We start from the raw sequence: 21,670 nt of genomic DNA, 5'->3' as shown, positions 1-21,670 counted from the left end.
ACCGGGCGGCCTTAAGGTACGGGCATGTCCGTTGACGGGTGGAACACGGTCCTGGTGCTCGGCGGTATCCGGTCCGGCAAGTCCGAGTTCGCCGAGTCCCTGGTCGCCGACGCGCCGCTGGTCCGCTACGTGGCCACCGCCGCCGACGCCGGCGACGACGAGGAGTGGGCGGCGCGGTTGGCGGCCCACCGGGCCCGCCGCCCGGAGACCTGGACCACCGAGGAGACGGCCGGGGACCCGCGTCGGCTGGCGGACGTGATCTCCGCCGCCGGGTCGCACGAGACGCTGCTCGTCGACGACCTGGGCGGCTGGGTGACCGTCCTGCTCGACCCGGCCCATCAGCCGGCCGACGACACCGCCACCGTCGCCGAACTGGCCGAGGCGGTGCGTTCCTGCCGGGCCCGGCTGGTGGTGGTCAGCCCGGAGGTCGGGCTCTCCCTGGTGCCGACCACCACGCTCGGCCGGGCCTTCACCGACGCGCTCGGCGCCGCCAACCGCGCGGTCGCCGACGCCTGCGACGCGGTCGTCCTGGTGGTCGCCGGCCAGCCGGCCTGGCTGAAGCCCGCCGCGCCGGCGGCCCCCGTACCGCCGCCGAGCGTCACCGTGGGAGCGGCGGGCGCCCCCACGCTGGACGGCGGGGCCGGCGAGCCGACCGACGAGACCGAGGTGACGCCGCGCGGGGAGCCGGCGGCGCTGCCCGAGGTGCTGACCCCGACCGCCCCGGCGGGACCCGCCGACGGCGGCGGCACCGCCTGGGCGGCCCCGACGATGGCGCTGCCGATGGTCGCCACCGGCCTGGTCATCCAGCCGGGCATGGAACTGCCCATGCCCGACGAGTACGCGGGGCCGCAGGCCGTGGACCGGCTCGCCACCCTGGACGTGCCCGGCGCCGGGTTCGGCGTGCTCGATCGGGTGGTCGGCTTCGCCGCCGCGACGCAGGGCACCCCGACACCGGTGCCCTGGGGCTCGGTGCGGGCACTGCTGGTGCACGGCGACCACGCGGGTGGCGCCGCCGCCGGCACGGTCCCGGGCGACTCCACCCGCCGCGCCCAGGACGCCCGGGCGGGCCGGGGTGCCCTCGCGCGGCTGGCCGCGGAGTCCGGCGCCAGCCTCCAGGTGGTGGACGCGCCGACCGCCGGCCCGATGGAGGTGGAGCCGGCGCTGACCCTCGACCAGGTCGAGTCGGCGCTGCGCCAGGGCTGGCGGCTGGCCGAGCAGGCCGCCGACGACGGCGTACGGCTGCTGGTGCTGGGCGCGTGCGGCGCCGGCACCGAGGCGGCCGCCGCGGCGGTGCTGGCCGCCACGGCCGGCGCCGAACCGCCCACCGTGCTCGGCCGGGTCCTCACCGACGCGGGCGAGTACGACGACGCCTCCTGGATGGTCCGCTGCGCGGCCGTCCGGGACGCCCTGCACCGCAGCCGGCACTCGCCGCGCGGTGCCAAGGACATCCTGGCCGAGCTGGGCGGCGGCGACATCGCCGTGGCCACCGGCGTGCTGCTCGGCGCGACCGCGCGGCGACTGCCGGTGCTGCTCGACGGGCCGGTCGGCGTGGCCGCCGGCCTGGTCAGCCGGGACCTGGCCGGTCAGGCCCGGCACTGGTGCCTGCTCGCCGACCACGGCGGGCACCCGGCGGTACGGCTGGCCGCCGACGTGCTCGGCCTGACCCCGCTGCTCGACCTGCGGCTGGACCTGGGCGAGGGCGCGAACGCGCTGGTGGCGCTGCCGCTGCTGCGTTCGGTGCTCGGGCTGGCCGCCGCGCTGCCGGCGCACCCGGCGTTGGGCGGCGGCGTCCCGGACGAGACCGAGCCGGAGACCGGGGAACCCGACGCCGAGGAGCCGGACTTCCACGAGCCGGAACCGGCGGGGCCGGGGCCGACCACGACCGAGCCGGACGTCCACGAGCCGGAACCGGCGGGGCCGGGGCCGACCACCACCGAGCCGCGGTCCGCGTCCCTGGATCCGTCCGGCTGGCGTGCCGGCTGACTCGCGGCTCGCCGCCGGGGTGCGGCTGGCGCTGACCACGTTCACCACGCTGCCGGTGCGCGCCGGCCGGATCGACCGGGCGGTCGCGGGCACCGCGATGGCGCTCGCTCCCGCCGTCGGGGCGCTGCTCGGCGCCGCCCTCGCCGGGGTGCTGCTGCTCGTCGGCGCGCTCGCGCCGCCGCTGGTGGCGGCGGGCGTCACGGTCGCCGCCGGCGCGCTGCTCACCCGGGGCCTGCACCTCGACGGGCTGGCCGACACCGTGGACGCGCTCGGGTCGTACCGGCGGGGAGCGGCCGCGCTGGAGATCATGAAGAAGCCGGACGTGGGCCCGTTCGGGGTGGTCGCGCTGGTGGTCGTACTCCTCGTGCAGGCGGCGGCGCTCGCGGACCTGGCCGGGCGGTCGGCGCCCGCAGTGCTGGCGGCGGTGGTGACCGCGACCGCCGCCGGCCGCCTCGGGGTCGCGGTGGCCTGCCGGCGCGGGGTGCCCGCGGCCCGGCCGGAGGGTCTGGGCGCGCTGGTCGCCGGCACCGTCGGGCCGCTCGCGCTGGCCGCCGGCGCGGCCGCCGTCGGGCTGGTGGCGGTCGCGGCCGTGCCGGGCCGGCCGTGGCAGGGGCCGCTCGCCGTCGCCGCCGCCCTCGCCGTCGCGGTGGGGCTGCTGCGGCACGTGGTACGCCGCCTCGGCGGCGTCACCGGCGACGTGCTGGGCGCGACGGTGGAGGTGGTCACCACGCTGACCTACCTGGGACTGGTGTTGTCCGGCTGAGTTCGGCCCCGCCCGGCGGGTAGCGTTCGGGGCGACAGCACCGGCGCGGCCACCCCGGGGGACGACATGCTCATCACGGACGACTTCCTGCCGGTACCGGTCCCCGAATCGCTGAGCGCGACCTACCTGGTGCCGATGGCCGGGTTGCCGGCGGTGGGCACGAAGACGGCGGTGCAGCGGCTCGCCGGGCGGCTGGCCGAGCCGGTGCACGGGCTCGCGCGGCAGATGCTGGACAGCCCGCTGATGAGCGTGGACACCCGGCCGGTCGACGAGTTCCCCGAGCTGCCGCCGGACCTGCTGACGGCGTTCGGCGCGACCGAGGCGCAGCTGGCCCGGCTGGCGGCGGCGACCCACCTGGTGGTGGTACAGGCCGAGTACCGGCCGGGGTGGCCGCCGGCGCACGAGTGGGCGGCCCGGGCGGTGGCCGCCGCGGTCGCCGACACGGTCGGCGGCGACGTGGTGGACGTCTTCGGGCTCCAGTTCCTGGACCCGGCGACCGCGCTGCGGTCGCTGCCGGACGCGCAGGGGCGGATCCGGCTGGTCGACTGGGTGCTGGTGCCGTACTCGTCGGACGCCGAGGGGCTGTGGTTCACCACGAAGGGGCTGCGGCGCTTCGGCCTGCTGGAGCTTCAGGCGCAGGGGGTGCCCGACCATCTCACCAGGGCGTGGGGCGCGGTGATGACCGGGGCGGCGCGCCGGCTGCTGCGGGACTGGACGGACGGCCTGGCCGGCGAGGAGGTGCCGGCGTTCGTGCAGTTGCCGGTGCTGGCCACCGTCACCGGGCACGACATCGCGGTGGCGTACGGCAACCCGGAGCAGCACGGGGCGACCGCGCCGGTGCTGCTCCGGCTGGAACTGGACCCGGCGACCGACCCGGAGGCCGACTCGTTCCTCAGCCTGCGCCCGCCGGCCGGGCACCCCGGCCCGGACGGCCGCTACTACGCCGCCGCCTGCGCCACGCTCTTCAACGGCATCCAGCCGGACGTGCGGTACGCGCGGCCCGGGGACGCGATGAGCCGTGCGGTCGCCACCGCCCGCGCCTCACTGGGCGACATCCGGGCGCGGTTCCTCGCCGGGCAACTCCCGCCGGAGACGCAGCTCGTGGTCAAGTACGGGCTGCCGGGTGACGACGGCCCCGAGTACGTCTGGGCCGGGGTGACCTCCTGGGACGTGCCGGAGCGGATCGAGGGTGCGAGCGCCAGCGACGCGAACACCGACCCGACCGTCCGGATCGGCTCCCCGGTGGTGGTGGAGGCGACCGACGTGGTCGACTGGGCGGTCCTCGACGGCACCGGCGTCATCGAGGGCGGCTGGACCCAGGCCGTCCTGGACGCCGGCGAACGCCCCACCCCACCCCTCTAACCCCCACCCCCACCCCACCCGACCAGCGTGATCATGGAGTTAGCGGGCGAGTTGATCTCCAAATCACCCGCCAACTCCATGATCAACGGGGATCGGTGTCAGCGGACCGAGGGGTTCACGAACGGGGGGCGGGTCAGGCGCATCGACGCGCGGCGGCCACGGATGTCCACCTCGACCTCGGTGTCGTCCGTCAGGTTGGGGGCCGTGTCGATCAACGCCAGGGCGATGCCCTGCTTGCGCGTCGGGCTGAAGGTGCCGCTGGTGATGGTGCCGACCCGGGTGTCGCCGACGTACACGGCCATGCCGGGGCGCGGGATGGCGCGGTCGACCGCCGCCAGGCCGCGCAGCGCCCGCCGGGGGCCGGCGGCCTTCTCCGCGAGCAGCGCGTCCCGGCCCCAGAAGGCGGGCTTGTCCCAGCCCACCGCCCAGCCCGAGCGGGCCTGCACCGGGGTGATGTCCAGCGACAGGTCCTGCCCGTGCAGCGGGTACCCCATCTCGGTGCGCAGCGTGTCCCGGGCCGCCAGGCCGCAGGCCCGCAGCTCGTACGCCTCCCCGGCGGCGAACAGCGCGTCCCACACGGCGACCGCGTCGCCCGCGGGCACGACCAGCTCGTACCCCAGTTCCCCGGTGTAGCCGGTGCGGCAGACGGTCAGCTCGGCGCCGGCGAGGGTGGCGGTCGAGAAGCTCATGTACCCGTGCTCGGTGGGCAGGCCCAGGGCGCCGAGCAGGTCGGCCGAGCGCGGGCCCTGCACGGCGAGGACCGCGTACGCCTCGTGCTCGTCGCTGACCGTGACCGACGGCGGCGCGGCGGCGCGCAGGCGGCGCACGACCTCGGCGGTGTTCGCGGCGTTCGGGACGAGGAAGACGTGGTCGTCGCCGTGCAGGTAGGCGATGATGTCGTCCACCACGCCGCCGGTGGCGTCGTCGCAGCAGAGCGTGTACTGCGCCCGGCCCGGCCCGATGCGGCCCAGGTCGTTGCTCAGGCAGGCGTTGACGAAGTCTGCCGCGCCGGGACCGGTCACCCGAGCCTTGCCCAGGTGGGACACGTCGAAGACGCCGACCGAGGTGCGCACCGCGGTGTGCTCCTTGAGCACGCCGCCGCCGGCGTACTCCAGCGGCATCTCCCACCCGCCGAACGGGGCGAACTTGGCGCCGGCGGCGGTGTGCCGGTCGTGCAGCGGGGAACGGCGGAGCCGGGTCTCGGCAGCGCCGGAGGTCACGTCGGTCATGGGTGGGAACTTACCGGGGCCTGAACCGCTGGTTAGCATCGGCGGGACCCGCCGGAGCCGTCGGCGGGACAGCCCTCACCTCCGGCGGGTACGGTCCGCCGGAGACCTTCATCGCCGGTTCGCGACGATGCGACCGGCCCGGCCCGCCCGGGAGCAGCTTCAGTGACACCGCCCAGCACCACCACCCTGAGTTTGGTCGACACCGACCCCGCCGAACTCGCCGTCGACGCCATCGTCATCGGTGTGCACAGCCAGACCGGCGAGCCGGCCGCCAGCAGCGGCCACGCCGCCACCCTGCTGCTGGCCAGCGGCGCGGAGAGCATCGCCGCGGCCTTCGACGGAAAGCTGACCGAGACGCTGGCGCTGCTCGGTGCGACCGGCCGCCCCGGCGAGGTGATCAAGCTCGCCACGCTCGGCACGGTCACCGCCCCGGTGGTCGCCGCGGTGGGCCTCGGGCCGGAGCCGACCGGCGCCGCCCCCGCCCCGGAGGCCCTGCGCCGGGCGGCCGGCGCGGCCGTTCGGTCCCTGGCGGGCGCCTCCCGGGTGGCCCTGGCCCTGCCGCTGCCGGACGACACCGACGCGCCGGCGGCGCTGCGGGCGGTCGCGGAGGGCGCCCTGCTCGGCGGCTACCGGTTCGCCGGCTACAAGACCCGCCCCCAGCCCGCCCGCCGGGAGCCGGTGGCCGAGGTGCTGGTGTCGGTGCCGGACGCGGGCGACGCGGTCGCCACGGCCGAGGTGGCCCGGGCGCAGGCGGTGACCGACGCGGTGCGCCGCACCCGGGACTGGGTGAACACCGCCCCGAACGACCTGCGCCCGCCGGCGTTCGCCGACGCCGTGGCCGCCGCCGCTCGCGAGGCCGGCCTGGCGGTCGAGGTTCTCGACGAGGCGGCACTGCGCGAGGGCGGGTACGGCGGCATCGTCGCCGTCGGCCAGGGCTCGGAGGCCCCGCCGCGGCTGGTGCGGATCAGCTACACCCCGGCCGGCGGCGGCACCGGCAAGCGGGTCGCGCTGGTCGGCAAGGGCATCACCTTCGACACCGGCGGCATCTCGATCAAGCCCGCCCAGGGCATGTGGGAGATGAAGTCCGACATGGCGGGCGCCGCCGCCGTGGCCGCCGCCATGCTGGCGGTCGCCGCGCTCAAGCCGTCCGTGCCGGTGACCGCGTACCTGCCGATGGCGGAGAACATGCCGTCGGGCACGTCGTACCGGCCGGGCGACGTGATCACCATGTTCGACGGCAAGCGGGTCGAGGTGCTGAACACCGACGCCGAGGGCCGGATGATCCTCGCCGACGCGATCGCCCGCGCCTGCGCCGACGGCTGCGACTACCTCTTCGAGACCTCCACCCTGACCGGCGGCCAGGTCATCGCCCTCGGCAAGAGGGTGGCCGGCGTGATGGGCACCCCGGAGCTGTGCGACCGGGTGAAGGTGGCCGGCGACGCGGTCGGCGAGCCGGCCTGGCCGATGCCGCTGCCGGACGACGTGCGCAAGGGCATGGACTCCGACGTCGCGGACATCTCCCAGGTCAACGCCGGCATGGACCGGGCGGGTCACATGCTCCAGGGCGGGGTGTTCCTGCGCGAGTTCGTCACCGCGGACGTGTCGTGGGCGCACATCGACATCGCCGGGCCGAGCTACCACTCCGGCGAGCCGACCGGCTACTGGACCAAGGGCGGCACCGGCGTCCCGGTCCGCACCCTGCTGCACCTGATCGAGGACGTCGCCGCCAACGGCTGACGCGCAAGGAAGGGCCCCTTGTCAACGCCTGGCGTTGCACAAGGGGCCCTTCCTAACACCCCGGGCGCTCGGTACGCCCACCTCAGAACAGTTCGGGGCGGCGCTTGCGGCGTTCGTTGTAGTCGCGCATCCGCTGCGGGTAACCCATCAGGCGGACGTCGTACACGGGGATGCCCATCCGGTACGCGAAGCGCCGCGCGCCGTCGGGACCGTCGATGCGGCGGCGGGTCCACTCGCCGTCGCTGGCGATCAGCATGACCGTGGTCTCGGTGACGGTCGTCCGGGGCTCGATGTACGCCTCGACACCCTGCCGGGTGCGGACGAAATTCTCAAGGTGCTCCAGATCGGCACGGTCGGCCGCGCGGTCCAGGCTGACCGCAGGCCTCTTCTTCCGTCGTCGGAACAGTCCCACCGGCCGTCTCCCCCAACCCGCGTCATCGAAGCCCGTGCCAAGCGTACGTGTCGACGACGTGTCGTTGGGCACCTCGTTACGCGGGCGGAGCGCGGTGGTGACAAGATGACCGAGGTGGGGTGTGCCCGCATTACCCTGCTGTGACCCCCCGAATGCAGCGACGCGACCTGGGAGTTGGACGTGAGCGAGCCGAACCAGACCTTCGACATCGTCATCCTCGGAGGTGGCAGCGGCGGCTACGCGACGGCGCTGCGCGCCGCCCAGCTGGGCCTCTCCGTCGCGCTGGTCGAGAAGGGCAAGCTCGGCGGCACCTGCCTGCACAACGGTTGCATCCCGACCAAGGCGCTGCTGCACGCGGCGGAGATCGCCGACCAGACCCGCGAGTCGGAGCAGTTCGGTGTCAAGGCCGAGCTGGTCGGCATCGACATGGCGGCGGTCAACTCGTACAAGGACGGGGTCGTCTCGCGGCTGTACAAGGGCCTGCAGGGTCTGGTGGGCGGCGCGAAGAACATCACCTTCGTGGCCGGCGCCGGCAAGCTGGTCGCGCCGAACGCCGTCGAGGTCGACGGCAAGCGCTACACCGGCCGCAACGTGGTCCTGGCCTCCGGCTCGTACGCGAAGAGCCTGCCCGGCCTGGAGATCGACGGTGAGCGGGTCATCACGAGCGACCACGCCCTGACCCTGGACCGGGTCCCGTCGTCGGTGATCGTGCTCGGCGGCGGCGTGATCGGCGTCGAGTTCGCCAGCGTGTGGAAGTCCTTCGGCGTGGACGTCACGATCGTCGAGGCGCTGCCGCGGCTGGTCGCCGCCGAGGACGAGGAGTCGTCGAAGGCGCTGGAGCGGGCCTTCCGCAAGCGGAAGATCAACTTCAAGGTCGGCAAGCCGTTCGAGAAGGTCGAGAAGACCGACAACGGCGTCAAGGTGACGATCGCCGGCGGCGACACCGTCGAGGCCGAGCTGCTGCTGGTCGCCGTCGGCCGCGGCCCCAACACCGCCAACCTCGGGTACGAGGAGCAGGGCGTGAAGATGGACCGCGGCTACGTGCTGACCGACGAGCGGCTGCGCACGAACGTGCCGAACGTCTACGCCGTCGGCGACATCGTGCCCGGCCTCCAGCTCGCCCACCGGGGCTTCCAGCAGGGCATCTTCGTCGCCGAGGAGATCGCCGGGCAGACCCCGGCCGTGATCGACGAGGCCGGCATCCCGCGGGTCACCTACTCCGACCCGGAGCTGGCGTCGGTCGGCCTGACCGAGGCGAAGGCCAAGGAGCAGTACGGCGCCGACAAGATCAAGACCTACAACTACAACCTGGGCGGCAACGGCAAGAGCCAGATCCTCAAGACCACCGGTTTCGTGAAGCTGGTGCGGGTCGAGGACGGGCCGGTCGTCGGCGTGCACATGGTCGGCGCCCGGGTCGGTGAGCTGATCGGCGAGGCCCAGCTCATCTACAACTGGGAGGCGTACCCGGCCGAGGTGGCGCAGCTCGTGCACGCCCACCCGACGCAGAACGAGGCCCTGGGCGAGGCGCACCTGGCCCTCGCCGGCAAGCCGCTGCACGCGCACGCCTGACACGACAACCGCGGCGTCCGGCGACGGGCGACGATCCCACCAGGGGAACCGAAGGAGTCTGGAGAACATGCCGGTATCGGTCACCATGCCCCGGCTCGGCGAGAGCGTCACCGAGGGCACCGTCACGCGCTGGCTCAAGCAGGAGGGCGACACCGTCGAGGTCGACGAGCCCCTGCTCGAGGTGTCGACCGACAAGGTCGACACCGAGATCCCGTCGCCCGCGGCCGGCGTGCTGACCCGGATCGTCGTCGGCGAGGACGAGACCGCCGAGGTCGGCAGCGAGCTGGCCGTGATCGACGGTGAGGGCGGCGCCGCTGGCGGCGGCGAGGCCGCCCCGCAGCGGCAGGCCGCTCCGGAGCCGGAGCCGACGGCCGCCGCCGCGGGCACCGCCGAGCAGGTCGCGCAGGAGGAGGCCCCGCAGGCCGAGGCGCCGAAGGCCGCCCCGGCGCCGTCGGGCGAGGGCACCCCGGTCACCATGCCGGCCCTGGGCGAGAGCGTCACCGAGGGTACGGTGACCCGCTGGCTCAAGCAGGTCGGCGAGACCGTCGAGGTGGACGAGCCGCTGCTGGAGGTCTCCACCGACAAGGTGGACACCGAGATCCCGTCGCCGGTCGCCGGCACCGTCCTGGAGATCAAGGTCGCCGAGGACGAGACCGCCGAGGTCGGCGCGACCCTGGCGATCGTCGGCGCGGCCGGTGCCGCCCCGGCCGAGGCGAAGCCGGAGCCGAAGGCGGAGGCGCCCGAGCCGAAGCCCGAACCGAAGCCGGAGCCGGAGCCGCAGGTCAGCGAGCCGACGCCGGGCCTGTCGTACAACGAGCCGGCCGCCGAGGCCGAGGTCGCGGCCGAGCCGGTGAAGGCCGAGCAGGCCGCCACCCCGCCGGCCCCGACGCCGCAGCAGCGCCCGTCGGCGCCGGCGCCCGCCGGTGGCGAGGAGGCCGCCGGGTACGTGACCCCGCTGGTCCGCAAGCTCGCCGGCGAGCACGGCGTGGACCTGTCGACCGTCAACGGCACCGGCGTGGGTGGCCGGATCCGCAAGCAGGACGTGCTGGAGGCGGCGGAGAAGGCCCGCGCGGCCAAGGCCGCCCCGGCTCCGGCCGCTCAGCCGGCCGCGGCGGCGGCCCCGGCGAAGCCGGCGGTCAAGCCGACGCCGAGCGGCAAGCGGGGCACCACCGAGAAGTTGACCCGGATCCGCTCGGCGATCGCCAAGCGGATGCAGGAGTCGCTGCACGAGATGGCGCAGCTCACCACGGTGATCGAGGTGGACGTCACCAAGATCGCCAAGCTGCGGGCGCAGGCGAAGGACTCCTTCCAGCAGCGGCACGGCGTGAAGCTGTCCTTCCTGCCGTTCTTCGCCCTCGCCGCCGTCGAGGCGCTGCAGGCGTACCCGATCGTCAACGCCCGGATGGACCTGGCGGCCGGGACGATCACCTACCCGGACGCGGAGCACCTCGGCATCGCCGTGGACACCGAGCGCGGGCTCCTGGTGCCGGTCATCCACAACGCCGGTGACCTCAACCTGGGCGGCATCGCCAAGCGGGTCGCCGACCTGGCCGAGCGCACCCGGACCAACAAGATCAGCCCGGACGAGATCGCCGGTGCGACGTTCACGCTGACCAACACCGGCAGCCGGGGCGCCCTCTTCGACACCCCGATCGTGCCGTCGCCGCAGTCGGCGATGCTCGGTACGGGTGCCGTCGTCAAGCGGCCGGTCGTGGTCAACGACCCGGAGCTGGGCGAGGTCGTCGCCGTACGGTCGATGGTGTACCTGGCCCTGTCGTACGACCACCGGCTCATCGACGGCGCGGACGCCGCCCGCTTCCTGGTCGCCGTCAAGGAGCGGCTGGAGGCCGGCAACTTCGAGGCCGAGCTGGGCCTGTAGGGCTGACGCTCCACGACGAAGGGCTCCCCGGGTGACCGGGGAGCCCTTCGTCGTCGCGGGGTCACGCCGCCTTGAGGGTCTCCTCGGAGACCTCCCACAGCCGCTGCGCGGCCTCCGGGTCCAACGCGTACGGCGCGTACCCGGTGCGGGTGCCGGGCTGGTTCGGGCCGGCCTCCTGGCAGTCCTCGAAGTAGCGACCGCCGACGCCGTCGAGCAGCGGCGACGTGGCCACCAGCACGGACGTGGCGGCACCCTGCTCGACCGTCTTCCAGGCCGGCGCCGCCGGTCCGCCGCTGGCGGCGCGCAGCCGGGCCAGTTCCTCCTCGGTGATGTGGCGCTGCAGGTTGGTGCGGATCGCGCCGGGCATCAGCGCGTTGGTGAGGATGCCGTCGTCCGCCCAGCGCCGGGTCGCCTCGACCGCGAAGAGCACGTTCGCGGTCTTCGACTGCCCGTACGCGGCCCACGGCTCGTAGGGCCGGTCGTGGAAGTGGATGTCCTCGAAGACGACCGGCGAGCGCAGGTGCGCGGCCGAGCTGACCGAGACGACGCGGGCTCCCCCGGCCGCGGCGAGCGCCCGGTGCAGGCCGGTGGCCAGCGCGAAGTGGCCGAGGTGGTTGGTGGCGAACTGGAGTTCCCAGCCCTGCTGCGTCCGCATCTCCGGCGACGCCATGACACCGGCGTTGTTGACCAGGATGTGCAGCGGACCGTCCCAGGTCGCCACGAACGCGGCGACGGAGGCCGGGTCGGCCAGGTCGAGCGGGGCGACCAGGATCCGGTCGTTGCCGGTCGTACGCGTGATGTCGTCGGCGGCCCGCCGCCCCTGGTCGAGGTTGCGGACGGCGATGGTGACGTCGGCGCCGGCGGACGCCAGCGCCCGGGCGGTGTCGACGCCGATGCCGGATCCCCCGCCGGTGACGACGGCCCGGCGGCCGGTGAGGTCGATGCCCTGGATCACCTCGAGGGCGGTGGACTCTGCGGTGAACGGCGTGCTGACAGGTGTGCTGGTGGTCATGATCCGTCCTTTGTCAGAGGTGGCACGGCGGAACCCGGTCCGGCCGCTACCATCGGAAGCGGAGGCTCCTCCGCTACGGATCCAGCGTAACCGGAGGATCCTCCGCTTGCCAACCGGCCTGCTCCCGGCCGGCGTCCTGCAGACGCCCCGGCGTACCGTCGCGGGACGGGCCGCCGGAGCCCGCCGAGCGCCAGGAGGAGACGTGCCCGACCCCGCCCCCCGACCACTGCGCGCCGACGCGCAGCGCAACCGCGAGCGGCTGCTGGACGCGGCGGTCCGGGCGTTTTCCCAGGCCGGGGCCGACGTAACGCTGGACGCCATCGCCAAGGACGCCGGAGTCGGCATCGGGACCCTCTACCGGCACTTCCCCACCCGGGAGGCGCTGGTCGAGGCGGCCTACCGCAACGAGTTGGCCAAGCTCTGCGACGCGGCGGAGGACCTGCTGGAGCGGCTGCCGCCGGCCGACGCGACCCGCGCCTGGATGGACCGGTTCATCGACTACCTGTCCACCAAGCGGGGCATGGCCGACGCGCTCCGGCTGGTCATCGCGGCCGGCACCAACCCGTACGCGCAGAGCCGCGACCGCCTCGTCGCCGCCCTGACCCGGCTGCTCTCGGCGGGCGCGGCGGCCGGCACGGTCCGCGCCGACGTCGACCCGGCGGACGTGCTCGCCGGCCTGAGCGGCGTCTCCCTCGCCGCCGGCGGCCCCGAGCAGCGCGACCAGGCCCGGCGGCTGCTGGACCTGCTCATGGACGGCCTGCGCTACCGCCCCGGGGACTGAGCCGATTCCGGCCCGGCCGGTCTCCGGGCGCTGAGAGAGTGGTCGGGTGGGCGGGAAGGGGTGGCGGGACCGGCTGGGGCCGGCCGTCCCCATCGCCCCCGGTGCACGGGTCGACAAGTTCGAGGTCTTCTTCGACCTGGTCTTCGTCTTCTCGTTCTTCATCATCACCCGGGCCACCGCCGCCAACATCACCGGCCGGACGCTGCTGCACGCGATGCTCGTGCTCGCCGTGCTCTGGTGGTGCTGGGTGATCCACAGCGTGGTCGCCACCCGGGTCCGCCTCGGGCTCGGCTTCGTGCCGGTGCTGATGGTCATCGGGATGGCGGCGCTCTTCTGCTTCGCGCTGGCCCTCCCACAGGCGTTCGGCGATCCGCGCGAGGGCGCGGCCGGGCCGGTGGTGGTGGCGATCAGCTACGTGGTGATCCGGGCGGTGCACTTCCTGCTCTTCTGGCACGTCGTACGCGACAGCCCGAACGAACGGCGGCAACTGCTCCGGTTCTCCCCGGAACTCGTGTTCAGCACGCTGCTCCTGGTGGCCGCTGCCATGGCGCCGTCCGTGATCGAGGATCCGGAGGCGGCCACGCTCGCCCGGGACGGACTGTGGCTCACCCTCGTGCTGCTGCAGTACACCACCGGCATCCTCGTCGGCACCTGGGGCTGGGGTGTCACCTCCGCCGAGCACTGGACCGAGCGCTACGACCTGATCCTGATCATCGCCCTGGGCGAGTCGGTGATCTCCGTCGGCGTGGGCAGCAACCTGCTCGGCCAGCCGCCGACCTGGTCGGCGGTGGCGGCGGCCGTCCTCGGCATCGTCTTCACCGCCGCCCTCTGGTGGGCCCACTACGACATGATCGGGCCGGCCGCCCGCATCGCCCTGCACGCCGCCAAGGACGGTCCGCGGGTGGCGTTGGCCCGCGACTCCTACGCCTACCTCTACCTGCCGATGATCGCCGGAATCATCCTGTTCGCCCTCGGGGCCGAGGGCATCGTGCACGAGATCGCCGATCCCAAGATCCCGATCACGCAGCCGGCGCACGGTCCCGACGTACCGCTGCTGTTCGGTGGGGTGATCTGCTACCTGTCGGCGAACATGTTGTTCCAGCTCCGTACGCTGCACACCCTGTCCTGGACCCGGGTCGGCACGGTGCTGGTGCTCGCCGGCAGCATCCCGATCGCCTCCCACCTGCCCGGCCTGGCCGCCCTCGCCCTGCTCACCGCCATCTGCGTCGGGCTGATCGCGACCGAAGTGGTGCTCTTCACCGACGCCCGGAGGGCCCTGTACGCCGCCGTGTACCAGGAGCGCACCACGCACGAGGCGCACGAGGCCGCCTTCCGCTCCCGCTGGCACGACACCACCCCCGACGACCCCTCGACGTAGGACCGCCAGTCGTAGCACTTCGTAGCACCCTGGACTAGTATCGGGTTCATGGCCGAGCATGCTCATCGCGAGATCACCCAGCGCGAGCTGCGCAATGAGTCCGGTGCCATCATGCGCGGGGTCGAGCGGGGTGAGTCATACGTCATCACGCGCAACGGCACACCGATCGGCAAACTCATTCCTCTCCGCCGGAGAACCTTCGTCCCGCGCGCCGAGGTCATGGCGGCGTTCGCCACCGCACCGGTCCTCGATGCCGACAGGTTCCGTGAGGACATCGACTCATCCGTCGACCAGGACCCGTTCAGCCGTGAGTGGTGACGCCGCGAGCCGCGGACTCGTCGACACCAACGTCGTCATCCACCTGGCCGCCCTGGACCTGGCGGAACTGCCCGAGGAGATGGTGATCTCCGCGGTCACGCTCGCCGAACTCTCCGCAGGCCCACACCACGCCGACGATCGCACTGAACGAGCACGTCGGATGAGCGTGCTCCAGCACGCCGAGGCGACCTTCGATCCCTTACCCTTCGATGCCGAGGCGGCGCGCGCCTTCGGCATGGTCACAGGTGCGGTCCTCGCCACCGGCCGGACAACCCGTCGGCGGATTGCCGACCTGATGATCGCCTCGATCGCGTACGCGAACGGGCTGGCGCTCTACACCACGAACCCGACCGACTTCGTCGGTCTCGATGATCTGGTGACGGTCCGACCGGTACGACGCCCCTGACCCAAGCGACTGCCGTTACGTTCAGCCGGTCGACGAGCCCACGTCGACGGACCGAAGCGCCGCGACGCAGGCGGCGACCGCCGGGTGGCCGGCCGCGCCCCTCCGGTACGCGATCCGGGTGCGCCGGGTGAAGCCGAGGGGTACCAGACGGACCCCGGCCGCGGGCGGTTGCCCGACCGCGAGTCGGGGCACGAGCCCGACGCCGTGGCCGGCGGCTACCAGGGCGAGCATGGCGGCGAAGTCATCAGCGTGATGACGCACGGTCGGGCGGAAGCCGGCCAGCTCGCAGGCGTGCACGGCGAGCGAGTGGCAGAGGGTTCCCGGGCTACCCGCGATCCACCCCGCGTCGCGTACCGAGCGCAACGGGTCGCCGGCCAGGTCGCACTCCAGGTCGGCGGGTACGGCGAGAAAGACCGTCTCGTCCAGCAACGGCGCCGAATCCAGCGCCGGATCGGGTTGCACCGGCGCGATGTCGTAGTCGTGCACGAGGGCCACGTCGAGCCGGCGGTCCCGCAGTGCGGCGGGCACGGCGACCGGGTCCAGTTCGGTGACCGTCAGGTCCAGCGCGGGGTGGTCCCGGGCCAGCGTGACCAGGGCGGGCAGCAGCACGGGACGCACGGCGCTGGGATAGGTGCCGATGCGCAGCGTGCCGGAGAGCCCCCCGCGTGCGGCGGCCAGGGTGGCGTCGGCCGCCTCCAGGGCGGCGAGGATCACCTCGGTGTGCCGGACCAGTGCCTCCCCGGTCGGGGTCAGGGCGACCCGGCGGCCGGCGCGTTCCATCAGCGCGACGCCGGCGTCCCGTTGCAGCGCGGCGAGCTGTTGCGAGACGGCGGACGGCGTGTAGGTGTGCGCCTCGGCGACCGCGGCGATCGTGCCGAGCCGGGCCAGGTCCCGCAGGAGACGCAGCCGGCGGACATCAAGCATCAGCTCAGCTTACGTGTCTGGTGAGGAATCTGAACTGGTCCTACACGATCCTCTGTCGCAGGCTGAAGGCATGACACCGACAGGGCTGTACGTACCGCTGGTCACGCCGTTCGACGACCGAGGCGAGGTCGCCCTCGACGCGTTGACCGCCCATGCCCACGACGTGCTGGAGTCCGGCGCTGCCGGCCTGGTCGCGCTGGGCACCACCGGGGAACCGCACGCACTCGACGACGGCGGGCAGCGTCGGGTGGTCGACGCCGTCGCCGAGCTCTGCCGGGAGCACCAGGCCGGGCTTCTGGTCGGCGCCAGCACGGTCGACGCGCTGCACGCCCTGGCCGGACGGCCCGAGGTCACGGCGGCGCTTTGCCTGGTGCCGCCGTTCCTCCGGCCCGGCGAGGAGGCGGTGGTCGCGCACTTCGCCCGGCTGGCCGAGGCCTCCCCGGTGCCGCTGGTCGTCTACCACGTCCCGTACCGCACCGGGCAGCAGCTCTCCGCCGGGGCGCTGCGCCGACTGACCACGCTGCCCGGGGTGGTGGGTATCAAGCACGCGGTCGGCGGCATCGACGCGGACACCATCGCCTTCCTCGCCGACGTACCGCCGGGCTGCGCCGTGCTCAGCGGCGAGGACGCGTACGTCTCGGCGCTCCTCGCCCTCGGCGGGCACGGCGGCATCGTCGCCTCGGCGAACGTCGCCACCGCCGACTACGCCGCGCTGGTCGAGGCGTGGCGGGCGGGGGACGTCGCGCGGGCCCGGCCGCTCGGCCACCGGCTCGCCACTCTCTCGGCCGCCCTCTTCGCCGAACCCAACCCGTCCGTGATCAAGGCGGTGCTGCACGCCCGGGGCCGCATCCCGACGCCGGCGGTCCGCCCGCCACTGCTGCCCGCCACCGACGCAGCCACCGCACGAGCCCTACGCCACCTGGCCGAACTGACCAAGCTGCCGGCCTGACCGCGCTCAACGTCGCCAGATCTTGGAAGGAAACGGCCCCCGAAGGGGCCGAAATTCTCCAAGATCTCGCGGCCGGTCGCTTCGTTACGGGTACGCCGCGACGCCCTCGGCCCGCTCACCCACGGGCGGCTGGATGACCCTGCTCCGTCCGGCCATCTACAGTGACGCCGATGGAGCTAGCCGAGATCCGCCGGTATCCGATCAAGTCGCTACTCGGCGAGCAGCTCGCCGCCGTCGACGTCGACCAGCGGGGATTGGTTGGTGACCGTTCGTGGGCCGTGCGAGACGCAGACGGGAAGCTGGGCAGCGGGAAGAACACCCGTCGCTTCCGACGGATGCCGGGGCTGTTCACGCTCCGCGGGCATTTCGGTGATCCGGTGCCGCTCGTCGAGTTGCCCGACGGACGCCGCTTCGCCGCCGATGCGGCAGCAGGGCATGAGGCGGTCAGCAAGGTGCTCGCCCGTCGCGTCACGATCGAGCGTCAGGCTGAGGTCATGCACCATGACGAGGGACCGGTAAGCCTGATCAGCACCGCCGCCCTGCGACGACTGCATGATCTCCTGGGGGAGCCGGTCGAGCCGTTGCGGTTCCGCGCCAACCTGCTCGTGGATGTGCCGGGAAGCGACTTCCCGGAAGACGGATGGCTCGGGAGGACCGTTCGCATCGGTTCCGAGGTCGTCTTGAGACCACGCCAGCGGCTTACTCGATGCGTCATGATCGACCTCGCCCAGGAGGACGCCCCGGAGCACGGGCATCTCCTGAGAACCGTCGCCGATCACCACGACATGACCTTCGGCGTGTGGGCCACAGTCGAACGCCCTGGTCGTATCGCACTAGGGGATGCCGTCGAACCGCGTCCCTAGCTGAAAACGAGCGGTTCGCGGAGTGTCACCCAGGTCCGGAGACCGGACACATCATTTGATCGAGAAGCCCCTCAGGCGTCGGGGCGTTCGGCAACGAAGACGCCGACGCCGTGCACGCCCTCGACGAGGCCTTGCATCTGTAGGACGAGGATCGCCTGCCGCACGACGCCAGCCGACACACCGTGCTGCTCTCTGAGCTGAGCGGTGGACGGCAGTTTGTCGCCTGGGGCGAGTTCTCCGGACGCGATCTGCTCGCGGATGAGCTCCGCAAGCTGCGCCCACTTTGGTTTGGCGGGCATGGTGACTCCCTGGTCTGCACCCGCCATCTGATCACAAGAAACTTGTCAGTACAAGTACGAAGTAGTCCGTTGACTTTGCCAGACTAGTCTGACAAAGTTCCCATCGATCGGCTCCCTGGTCTGCAACCGGGGCTGGTCGTTCCGTGAAAACGCGCCCGGCCGGCCGCCATTCCCCCGGAGGTCGGTCGGGTGCCACGCCCTGCCCGACACCGCTCGTCGGGCAGGACCAGCAGGCCCGGGGCGGGTGCCGGGCTCCAGCCGTCAGGCGCGGACCCGAACCGCCATGACGGCTGCCCCCGCCCGTCCCGGCGCCGCTGACCGGAGAGGAGACGACGTGCGTTCACCCCTCCCCCGGCCGCCCAACTCACTGCGCATGGCGCAGGGCGGCGCGGCTGTCCGCGTACTCCTCGGGAGGTGGCGGCGGCGCGACCCGCCGGTGCCGCTCGGGCCTCGGCACCGGCGGACCTGGCGGGGGTTGCGGCGCTGGTGCTCGTGCGGCCTGCGCTGGACCGCCTGCCCCGACCGGCACGCGACCACCCCGACCGAGCCGCCGACGCCGCCCCGCAACACCCGCTGGCGCGACGAGCCGACGCGGGCGAACCCGCAGGTCGGGCGGGTCGGCCGGCTGACGCCCGCGCAGACCTGGCGGGCCAACGGCGGACGCTGGTGACCGCCCGCCCGCACACGCCGTTGCGTCCACTGTGGCTGTGCCGGGCCTGCGCGGCGCCCTGGCCGTGCGGGCCGGCCCGGCTGACGTTGCTACGGGAGTACGCACACGACCGGGTGGCGCTGCTGGTCTACCTGGGCGGGCTGCTGCACGACGCGGCCGGGCAACTCCACCCGCTCGACCCGCACGACGGCCCCGACCCGACGCAGCTCTTCGACCGCTTCCTCGGCTGGGCAATCGTCCGCAGGTCGCCTGGCGAGTCGCCCCAACACCCCATGCCGGAGGTCCCCGTCACCGGACTACCCTGCGAAGGTCAACTCGACATGGCCGACGGCGTGGGGACCGAAGCTACGTGATCACTGGTGAGCTGAAGAGCAGGATCGACCGCATCTGGGACGCCTTCTGGTCGGGTGGAATCTCCAACCCGCTGGAAGTGATCGAGCAGATCACGTACCTGCTCTTCATCAAGCGCCTGGACGACCTGCACACCCTCGAAGAACGGAAGGCCGCTCGCACCGGCAAGCCGATGGAGCGGCGGATCTTTCCCGAAGGTGCCGACGGCCAGGGGCGCAAGTACGACGACCTGCGGTGGTCGCGGTTCAAGAGCGCCGCGCCGAGCGAGATGTTCGAGACCGTGGGCGAGCGGGTCTTCCCGTTCCTACGGACGCTCGGCGGCGACGGGTCGACGTACTCGCACCATATGAAGGACGCCCGGTTCACCATCCCCAACCCGGCGCTGCTGTCCCGGGTCGTCGACATGCTCGACAACATCCCGATGGAGGATCGGGACACTAAGGGCGACCTCTACGAGTACATGCTGAGCAAGATCGCCACGGCCGGCCACAACGGACAGTTCCGCACCTCGCGGCACATCATCCAGCTCATGGTCGAGATGACCAAGCCGACGCCCAAGGACGAGATCTGCGACCCGGCCTGCGGCACCGCGGGCTTCCTGGTCGAGGCCGGCGAGTACGTCCGCCGCAACCACCCCGAGGCGATGCACGACGCGGCGCAGCGGAAGCACTTCCACGAGAGCATGTTCCACGGCTTCGACTTCGACGGGACGATGCTGCGCATCGGCAGCATGAACATGCTGCTGCACGGCGTCGAGAACCCGGACATCCGCTACCGCGACTCGCTCGCTGAGAACGTCAGCGGGGAGTCGGAGAAGTACTCGCTGATCCTCGCCAACCCGCCCTTCGCCGGCAGCCTCGACTACGAGAGCACCTCGAAGGACCTCCAGCGGGTCGTCAAGACCAAGAAGACCGAACTGCTGTTCCTCGCGCTGTTCCTGCGCCTGCTCAAGCCCGGCGGTCGGGCGGCGGTCGTGGTGCCCGACGGCGTGCTGTTTGGCTCCACGAAGGCACACAAGGAGTTGCGCCGAATCCTGGTCGAGGAGCAGAAGCTCGACGGAGTGGTGAAACTGCCCAGCGGTACGTTCAAGCCGTACTCGGGCGTGTCCACGGCGATCCTGTTGTTCACCAAGACTGACAGCGGCGGCACCGACAACGTCTGGTTCTACGAGGTGACCGCCGACGGCTGGAGCCTCGACGACAGACGGATGCCGTTGCTGCCCACCGAGAAGCTGGGCCCCGTGCCGACGGTGGCGCTCATCGAGGACGAGCACGCCCAAAACAACCTGCCGGATGCTCTGGCGCGCTGGTCCCGTCGTAATGGGACCGAATTGCAGCGGGCGCGGACCGAGCAGAGCTTTTGCGTAGCCAAGGCCGACATCGTCGAGCAGGGATACGACCTCAGCCTCAACCGTTACAAGGAGATTGTCCACGGAGAGGCCGAGCACCGATCGCCGCTAGAAATTCTGACCGACCTGGAATGCCTGGAGTCCGAGATTCAGCAGGGCATGACCGACCTGAAGGCGATGCTCGAACGATGACTGTCCCCACGAAGCGCCTGGGAGATCTTCTCCTTGAGGCCAAGCCGGGTTTCGCCTGCGGGGAGGAAGCAGAAGACGGCATCTTCCAGATTCGGATGAACAACATCACCAGGGATGGCCGTCTCGACCTGTCGAAGCGTCGCTTGGTCCCTGCCCAGCGGCCCGGGATAGCTGGCTTCTTGCTACGTGAGGGCGATGTCCTTTTCAACGCGACCAACAGCCCGGACATGGTGGGCAAGACAGCGCTGATCTATGCAACCGACGAGCCGACCGTTTTCAGCAATCACTTTCTTCGACTCCGGGTCGATCGTTCGACACTCCTACCCGCCTACCTTGCCCGTTGGCTACATCTGCAATTCGACGGTGGGATCTTCAAGGCCATGTGTCGCCAGTGGGTCAACCAGGCGACAGTCGGACGGGACACGCTGTTGCGGCTGGCGGTACCGCTCCCGTCGTTGGCGGAGCAGCGGAGGGTTGCGGAGGTACTGGATCGGGCGGACGAGCTGCGCGCCAAGCGCCGCGAAGCCCTCAATACGCTCGACGACCTCACCCAGTCCATCTTCCTCGACATGTTCGGTGATCCCGTCGAAAACGAGCGCCGGTGGCCTACAGGGTCAGTCCGGGACTTCGTGGCTCGCTTCGAGAGCGGCAAGAACCTCGTGGCGGAAGACGAAGACGATCCAAGGGCACAATTCCGCGTTCTCAAGGTTAGCGCCGTAACGTCGCTGACGTTTATAGCGACGGAAAGTAAGGCAGTCCCTTCCGGCTACATTCCGCCCCAATCGCACGTTGTGCGGGACGGCGACCTACTGTTCAGCCGGGCGAACACGGAGGCGCTCGTCGGCGCGACCGCCATGGTGACCGATCCACCCCACAACTTGCTGCTGCCCGACAAGCTTTGGCGTTTCGTCTGGCATGAACCAGTTAGGTCGGCTCCACTCTACGTGCGTCAACTCTTCCAACAGCCGTCGTTCAGACGCGAGATCAGTCGGCGAGCGACCGGCACCAGTGGGTCCATGAAGAACATTTCGCAGGACAAGGTGCTTTCGATCACCACCGGCATACCTCCGCTGACTCTCCAGCATTCGTTCGCTCATCGTGTTGCGAAGGTGGAACTGCTTAAGGCGGCACACCGGGCGAGCCTGGCGGAACTCGACGCATTGTTCGCGTCGTTGCAGGATCGGGCCTTCCGGGGATTGCTGTGATGTGAGACGATCGAGGGCTGCTGTCGACTGTGGGGGTTGG

The 21,670-nt window shown here is 72.2% G+C and carries 21 protein-coding genes; 16 read left to right on the top strand and 5 right to left on the bottom strand.

Translation table 11 applies throughout. The features are described 5' to 3' along the window. Positions 1–24 precede the first annotated feature (24 nt). From ACN26Y_RS15710 to ACN26Y_RS15700, 3 genes are all read left to right on the top strand, one after another. The gene (locus ACN26Y_RS15710) at positions 25–1,983 is read left to right on the top strand and encodes a bifunctional adenosylcobinamide kinase/adenosylcobinamide-phosphate guanylyltransferase (protein ID WP_422732947.1); all 1,959 of its coding nucleotides are present in this window, start codon (positions 25–27) and stop codon (positions 1,981–1,983) included. Then, entirely contained in the window at positions 1,973–2,746 is a 774-nt protein-coding gene (locus tag ACN26Y_RS15705; RefSeq protein WP_422732946.1) for an adenosylcobinamide-GDP ribazoletransferase, read from the top strand. The genes ACN26Y_RS15710 and ACN26Y_RS15705 overlap by 11 nt, the downstream gene beginning before the upstream one ends. Before the next feature lie 66 nt (positions 2,747–2,812). After that, positions 2,813–4,108, top strand: a complete 1,296-nt coding sequence (locus ACN26Y_RS15700) for a DUF2314 domain-containing protein (RefSeq protein WP_422732945.1) — start codon at positions 2,813–2,815, stop codon at positions 4,106–4,108. A 98-nt stretch (positions 4,109–4,206) separates the two neighbouring features. Here ACN26Y_RS15700 and gcvT read toward each other — a convergent pair whose 3' ends face one another. Continuing rightward, positions 4,207–5,337 (bottom strand): glycine cleavage system aminomethyltransferase GcvT, encoded by a 1,131-nt coding sequence (gene gcvT, locus ACN26Y_RS15695; protein WP_155330980.1) that lies wholly within the window; start codon positions 5,335–5,337, stop codon positions 4,207–4,209. Positions 5,338–5,499: 162 nt separating this feature from the next. On the opposite strand from gcvT, the gene ACN26Y_RS15690 reads away from it, so the two are divergent. Then, positions 5,500–7,074, top strand: coding sequence for a leucyl aminopeptidase (locus ACN26Y_RS15690; RefSeq protein ID WP_155330979.1), 1,575 nt, complete (start codon positions 5,500–5,502; stop codon positions 7,072–7,074). Between the two features lie 82 nt (positions 7,075–7,156). Here ACN26Y_RS15690 and ACN26Y_RS15685 read toward each other — a convergent pair whose 3' ends face one another. Further along, positions 7,157–7,486 (bottom strand): hypothetical protein, encoded by a 330-nt coding sequence (locus tag ACN26Y_RS15685; RefSeq protein WP_155330978.1) that lies wholly within the window; start codon positions 7,484–7,486, stop codon positions 7,157–7,159. Between the two features lie 180 nt (positions 7,487–7,666). Between ACN26Y_RS15685 and lpdA the strand changes: the two genes are divergently transcribed. Both lpdA and sucB read left to right on the top strand, forming a co-directional pair. Next, positions 7,667–9,055 carry a dihydrolipoyl dehydrogenase gene (gene lpdA, locus ACN26Y_RS15680; protein ID WP_155330977.1) on the top strand — a complete coding sequence of 463 codons (1,389 nt, stop codon included), beginning with the start codon at positions 7,667–7,669 and terminating at the stop codon, positions 9,053–9,055. A gap of 67 nt (positions 9,056–9,122) precedes the next feature. Beyond that, entirely contained in the window at positions 9,123–10,934 is a 1,812-nt protein-coding gene (sucB, locus tag ACN26Y_RS15675) for a 2-oxoglutarate dehydrogenase, E2 component, dihydrolipoamide succinyltransferase (protein ID WP_422734892.1), read from the top strand. A 61-nt stretch (positions 10,935–10,995) separates the two neighbouring features. Here the strand turns inward: sucB and ACN26Y_RS15670 are convergent, their stop codons facing one another. Continuing rightward, complete coding sequence (locus ACN26Y_RS15670; RefSeq protein WP_155330975.1) at positions 10,996–11,946, bottom strand: SDR family NAD(P)-dependent oxidoreductase; 951 nt, start codon at positions 11,944–11,946, stop codon at positions 10,996–10,998. Between the two features lie 202 nt (positions 11,947–12,148). Here ACN26Y_RS15670 and ACN26Y_RS15665 point away from each other — a divergent pair, with 202 nt between their 5' ends. The 4 genes from ACN26Y_RS15665 to ACN26Y_RS15650 are packed head-to-tail and all read left to right on the top strand — an operon-like array spanning position 12,149 to position 14,829. After that, positions 12,149–12,727, top strand: coding sequence for a TetR/AcrR family transcriptional regulator (locus tag ACN26Y_RS15665; RefSeq protein WP_155330974.1), 579 nt, complete (start codon positions 12,149–12,151; stop codon positions 12,725–12,727). 46 nt (positions 12,728–12,773) lie between these two features. Then, a complete protein-coding gene (locus ACN26Y_RS15660) occupies positions 12,774–14,105 on the top strand; it encodes a low temperature requirement protein A (RefSeq protein ID WP_155330973.1) in 1,332 nt (443 codons plus the stop codon). Between the two features lie 48 nt (positions 14,106–14,153). Further along, complete coding sequence (locus tag ACN26Y_RS15655) at positions 14,154–14,423, top strand: type II toxin-antitoxin system Phd/YefM family antitoxin (protein ID WP_155330972.1); 270 nt, start codon at positions 14,154–14,156, stop codon at positions 14,421–14,423. Further along, positions 14,413–14,829: a type II toxin-antitoxin system VapC family toxin gene (locus ACN26Y_RS15650; protein WP_230689012.1), complete on the top strand. Its 417-nt coding sequence runs from the start codon at positions 14,413–14,415 to the stop codon at positions 14,827–14,829. The genes ACN26Y_RS15655 and ACN26Y_RS15650 overlap by 11 nt, the downstream gene beginning before the upstream one ends. Positions 14,830–14,850: 21 nt before the next feature. Here the strand turns inward: ACN26Y_RS15650 and ACN26Y_RS15645 are convergent, their stop codons facing one another. After that, positions 14,851–15,753, bottom strand: a complete 903-nt coding sequence (locus ACN26Y_RS15645; protein ID WP_155330970.1) for a LysR family transcriptional regulator — start codon at positions 15,751–15,753, stop codon at positions 14,851–14,853. A 70-nt stretch (positions 15,754–15,823) separates the two neighbouring features. Here ACN26Y_RS15645 and ACN26Y_RS15640 point away from each other — a divergent pair, with 70 nt between their 5' ends. Together ACN26Y_RS15640 and ACN26Y_RS15635 are read left to right on the top strand one after the other, a co-directional pair. Continuing rightward, positions 15,824–16,702, top strand: a complete 879-nt coding sequence (locus ACN26Y_RS15640) for a dihydrodipicolinate synthase family protein (RefSeq protein ID WP_422734891.1) — start codon at positions 15,824–15,826, stop codon at positions 16,700–16,702. Between the two features lie 170 nt (positions 16,703–16,872). After that, positions 16,873–17,565, top strand: a complete 693-nt coding sequence (locus tag ACN26Y_RS15635) for an MOSC domain-containing protein (protein ID WP_422734890.1) — start codon at positions 16,873–16,875, stop codon at positions 17,563–17,565. A gap of 71 nt (positions 17,566–17,636) precedes the next feature. Here ACN26Y_RS15635 and ACN26Y_RS15630 read toward each other — a convergent pair whose 3' ends face one another. Further along, the gene (locus ACN26Y_RS15630; RefSeq protein ID WP_422734889.1) at positions 17,637–17,864 is read right to left on the bottom strand and encodes a GntR family transcriptional regulator; all 228 of its coding nucleotides are present in this window, start codon (positions 17,862–17,864) and stop codon (positions 17,637–17,639) included. Positions 17,865–18,198: 334 nt separating this feature from the next. Between ACN26Y_RS15630 and ACN26Y_RS15625 the strand changes: the two genes are divergently transcribed. Genes ACN26Y_RS15625 through ACN26Y_RS15610 form a run of 4 tightly spaced genes read left to right on the top strand, consistent with a single transcriptional unit; the run spans position 18,199 to position 21,630 of the window. After that, positions 18,199–18,534, top strand: a complete 336-nt coding sequence (locus ACN26Y_RS15625; protein WP_155330966.1) for a hypothetical protein — start codon at positions 18,199–18,201, stop codon at positions 18,532–18,534. Continuing rightward, complete coding sequence (locus ACN26Y_RS15620; RefSeq protein ID WP_230689011.1) at positions 18,531–18,887, top strand: hypothetical protein; 357 nt, start codon at positions 18,531–18,533, stop codon at positions 18,885–18,887. Before ACN26Y_RS15625 ends, ACN26Y_RS15620 begins: the two co-directional genes overlap by 4 nt. Then, positions 18,884–20,425 (top strand): type I restriction-modification system subunit M, encoded by a 1,542-nt coding sequence (locus ACN26Y_RS15615; protein ID WP_155330965.1) that lies wholly within the window; start codon positions 18,884–18,886, stop codon positions 20,423–20,425. Before ACN26Y_RS15620 ends, ACN26Y_RS15615 begins: the two co-directional genes overlap by 4 nt. Further along, entirely contained in the window at positions 20,422–21,630 is a 1,209-nt protein-coding gene (locus ACN26Y_RS15610; RefSeq protein WP_196255863.1) for a restriction endonuclease subunit S, read from the top strand. The genes ACN26Y_RS15615 and ACN26Y_RS15610 overlap by 4 nt, the downstream gene beginning before the upstream one ends. Positions 21,631–21,670: the final 40 nt, after the last annotated feature.

The sequence above is a fragment of the Micromonospora sp. WMMD558 genome (assembly GCF_049315255.1).
Lineage (GTDB): Bacteria > Actinomycetota > Actinomycetes > Mycobacteriales > Micromonosporaceae > Micromonospora.
This window is presented reverse-complemented; position numbering and strand designations above follow the sequence as displayed.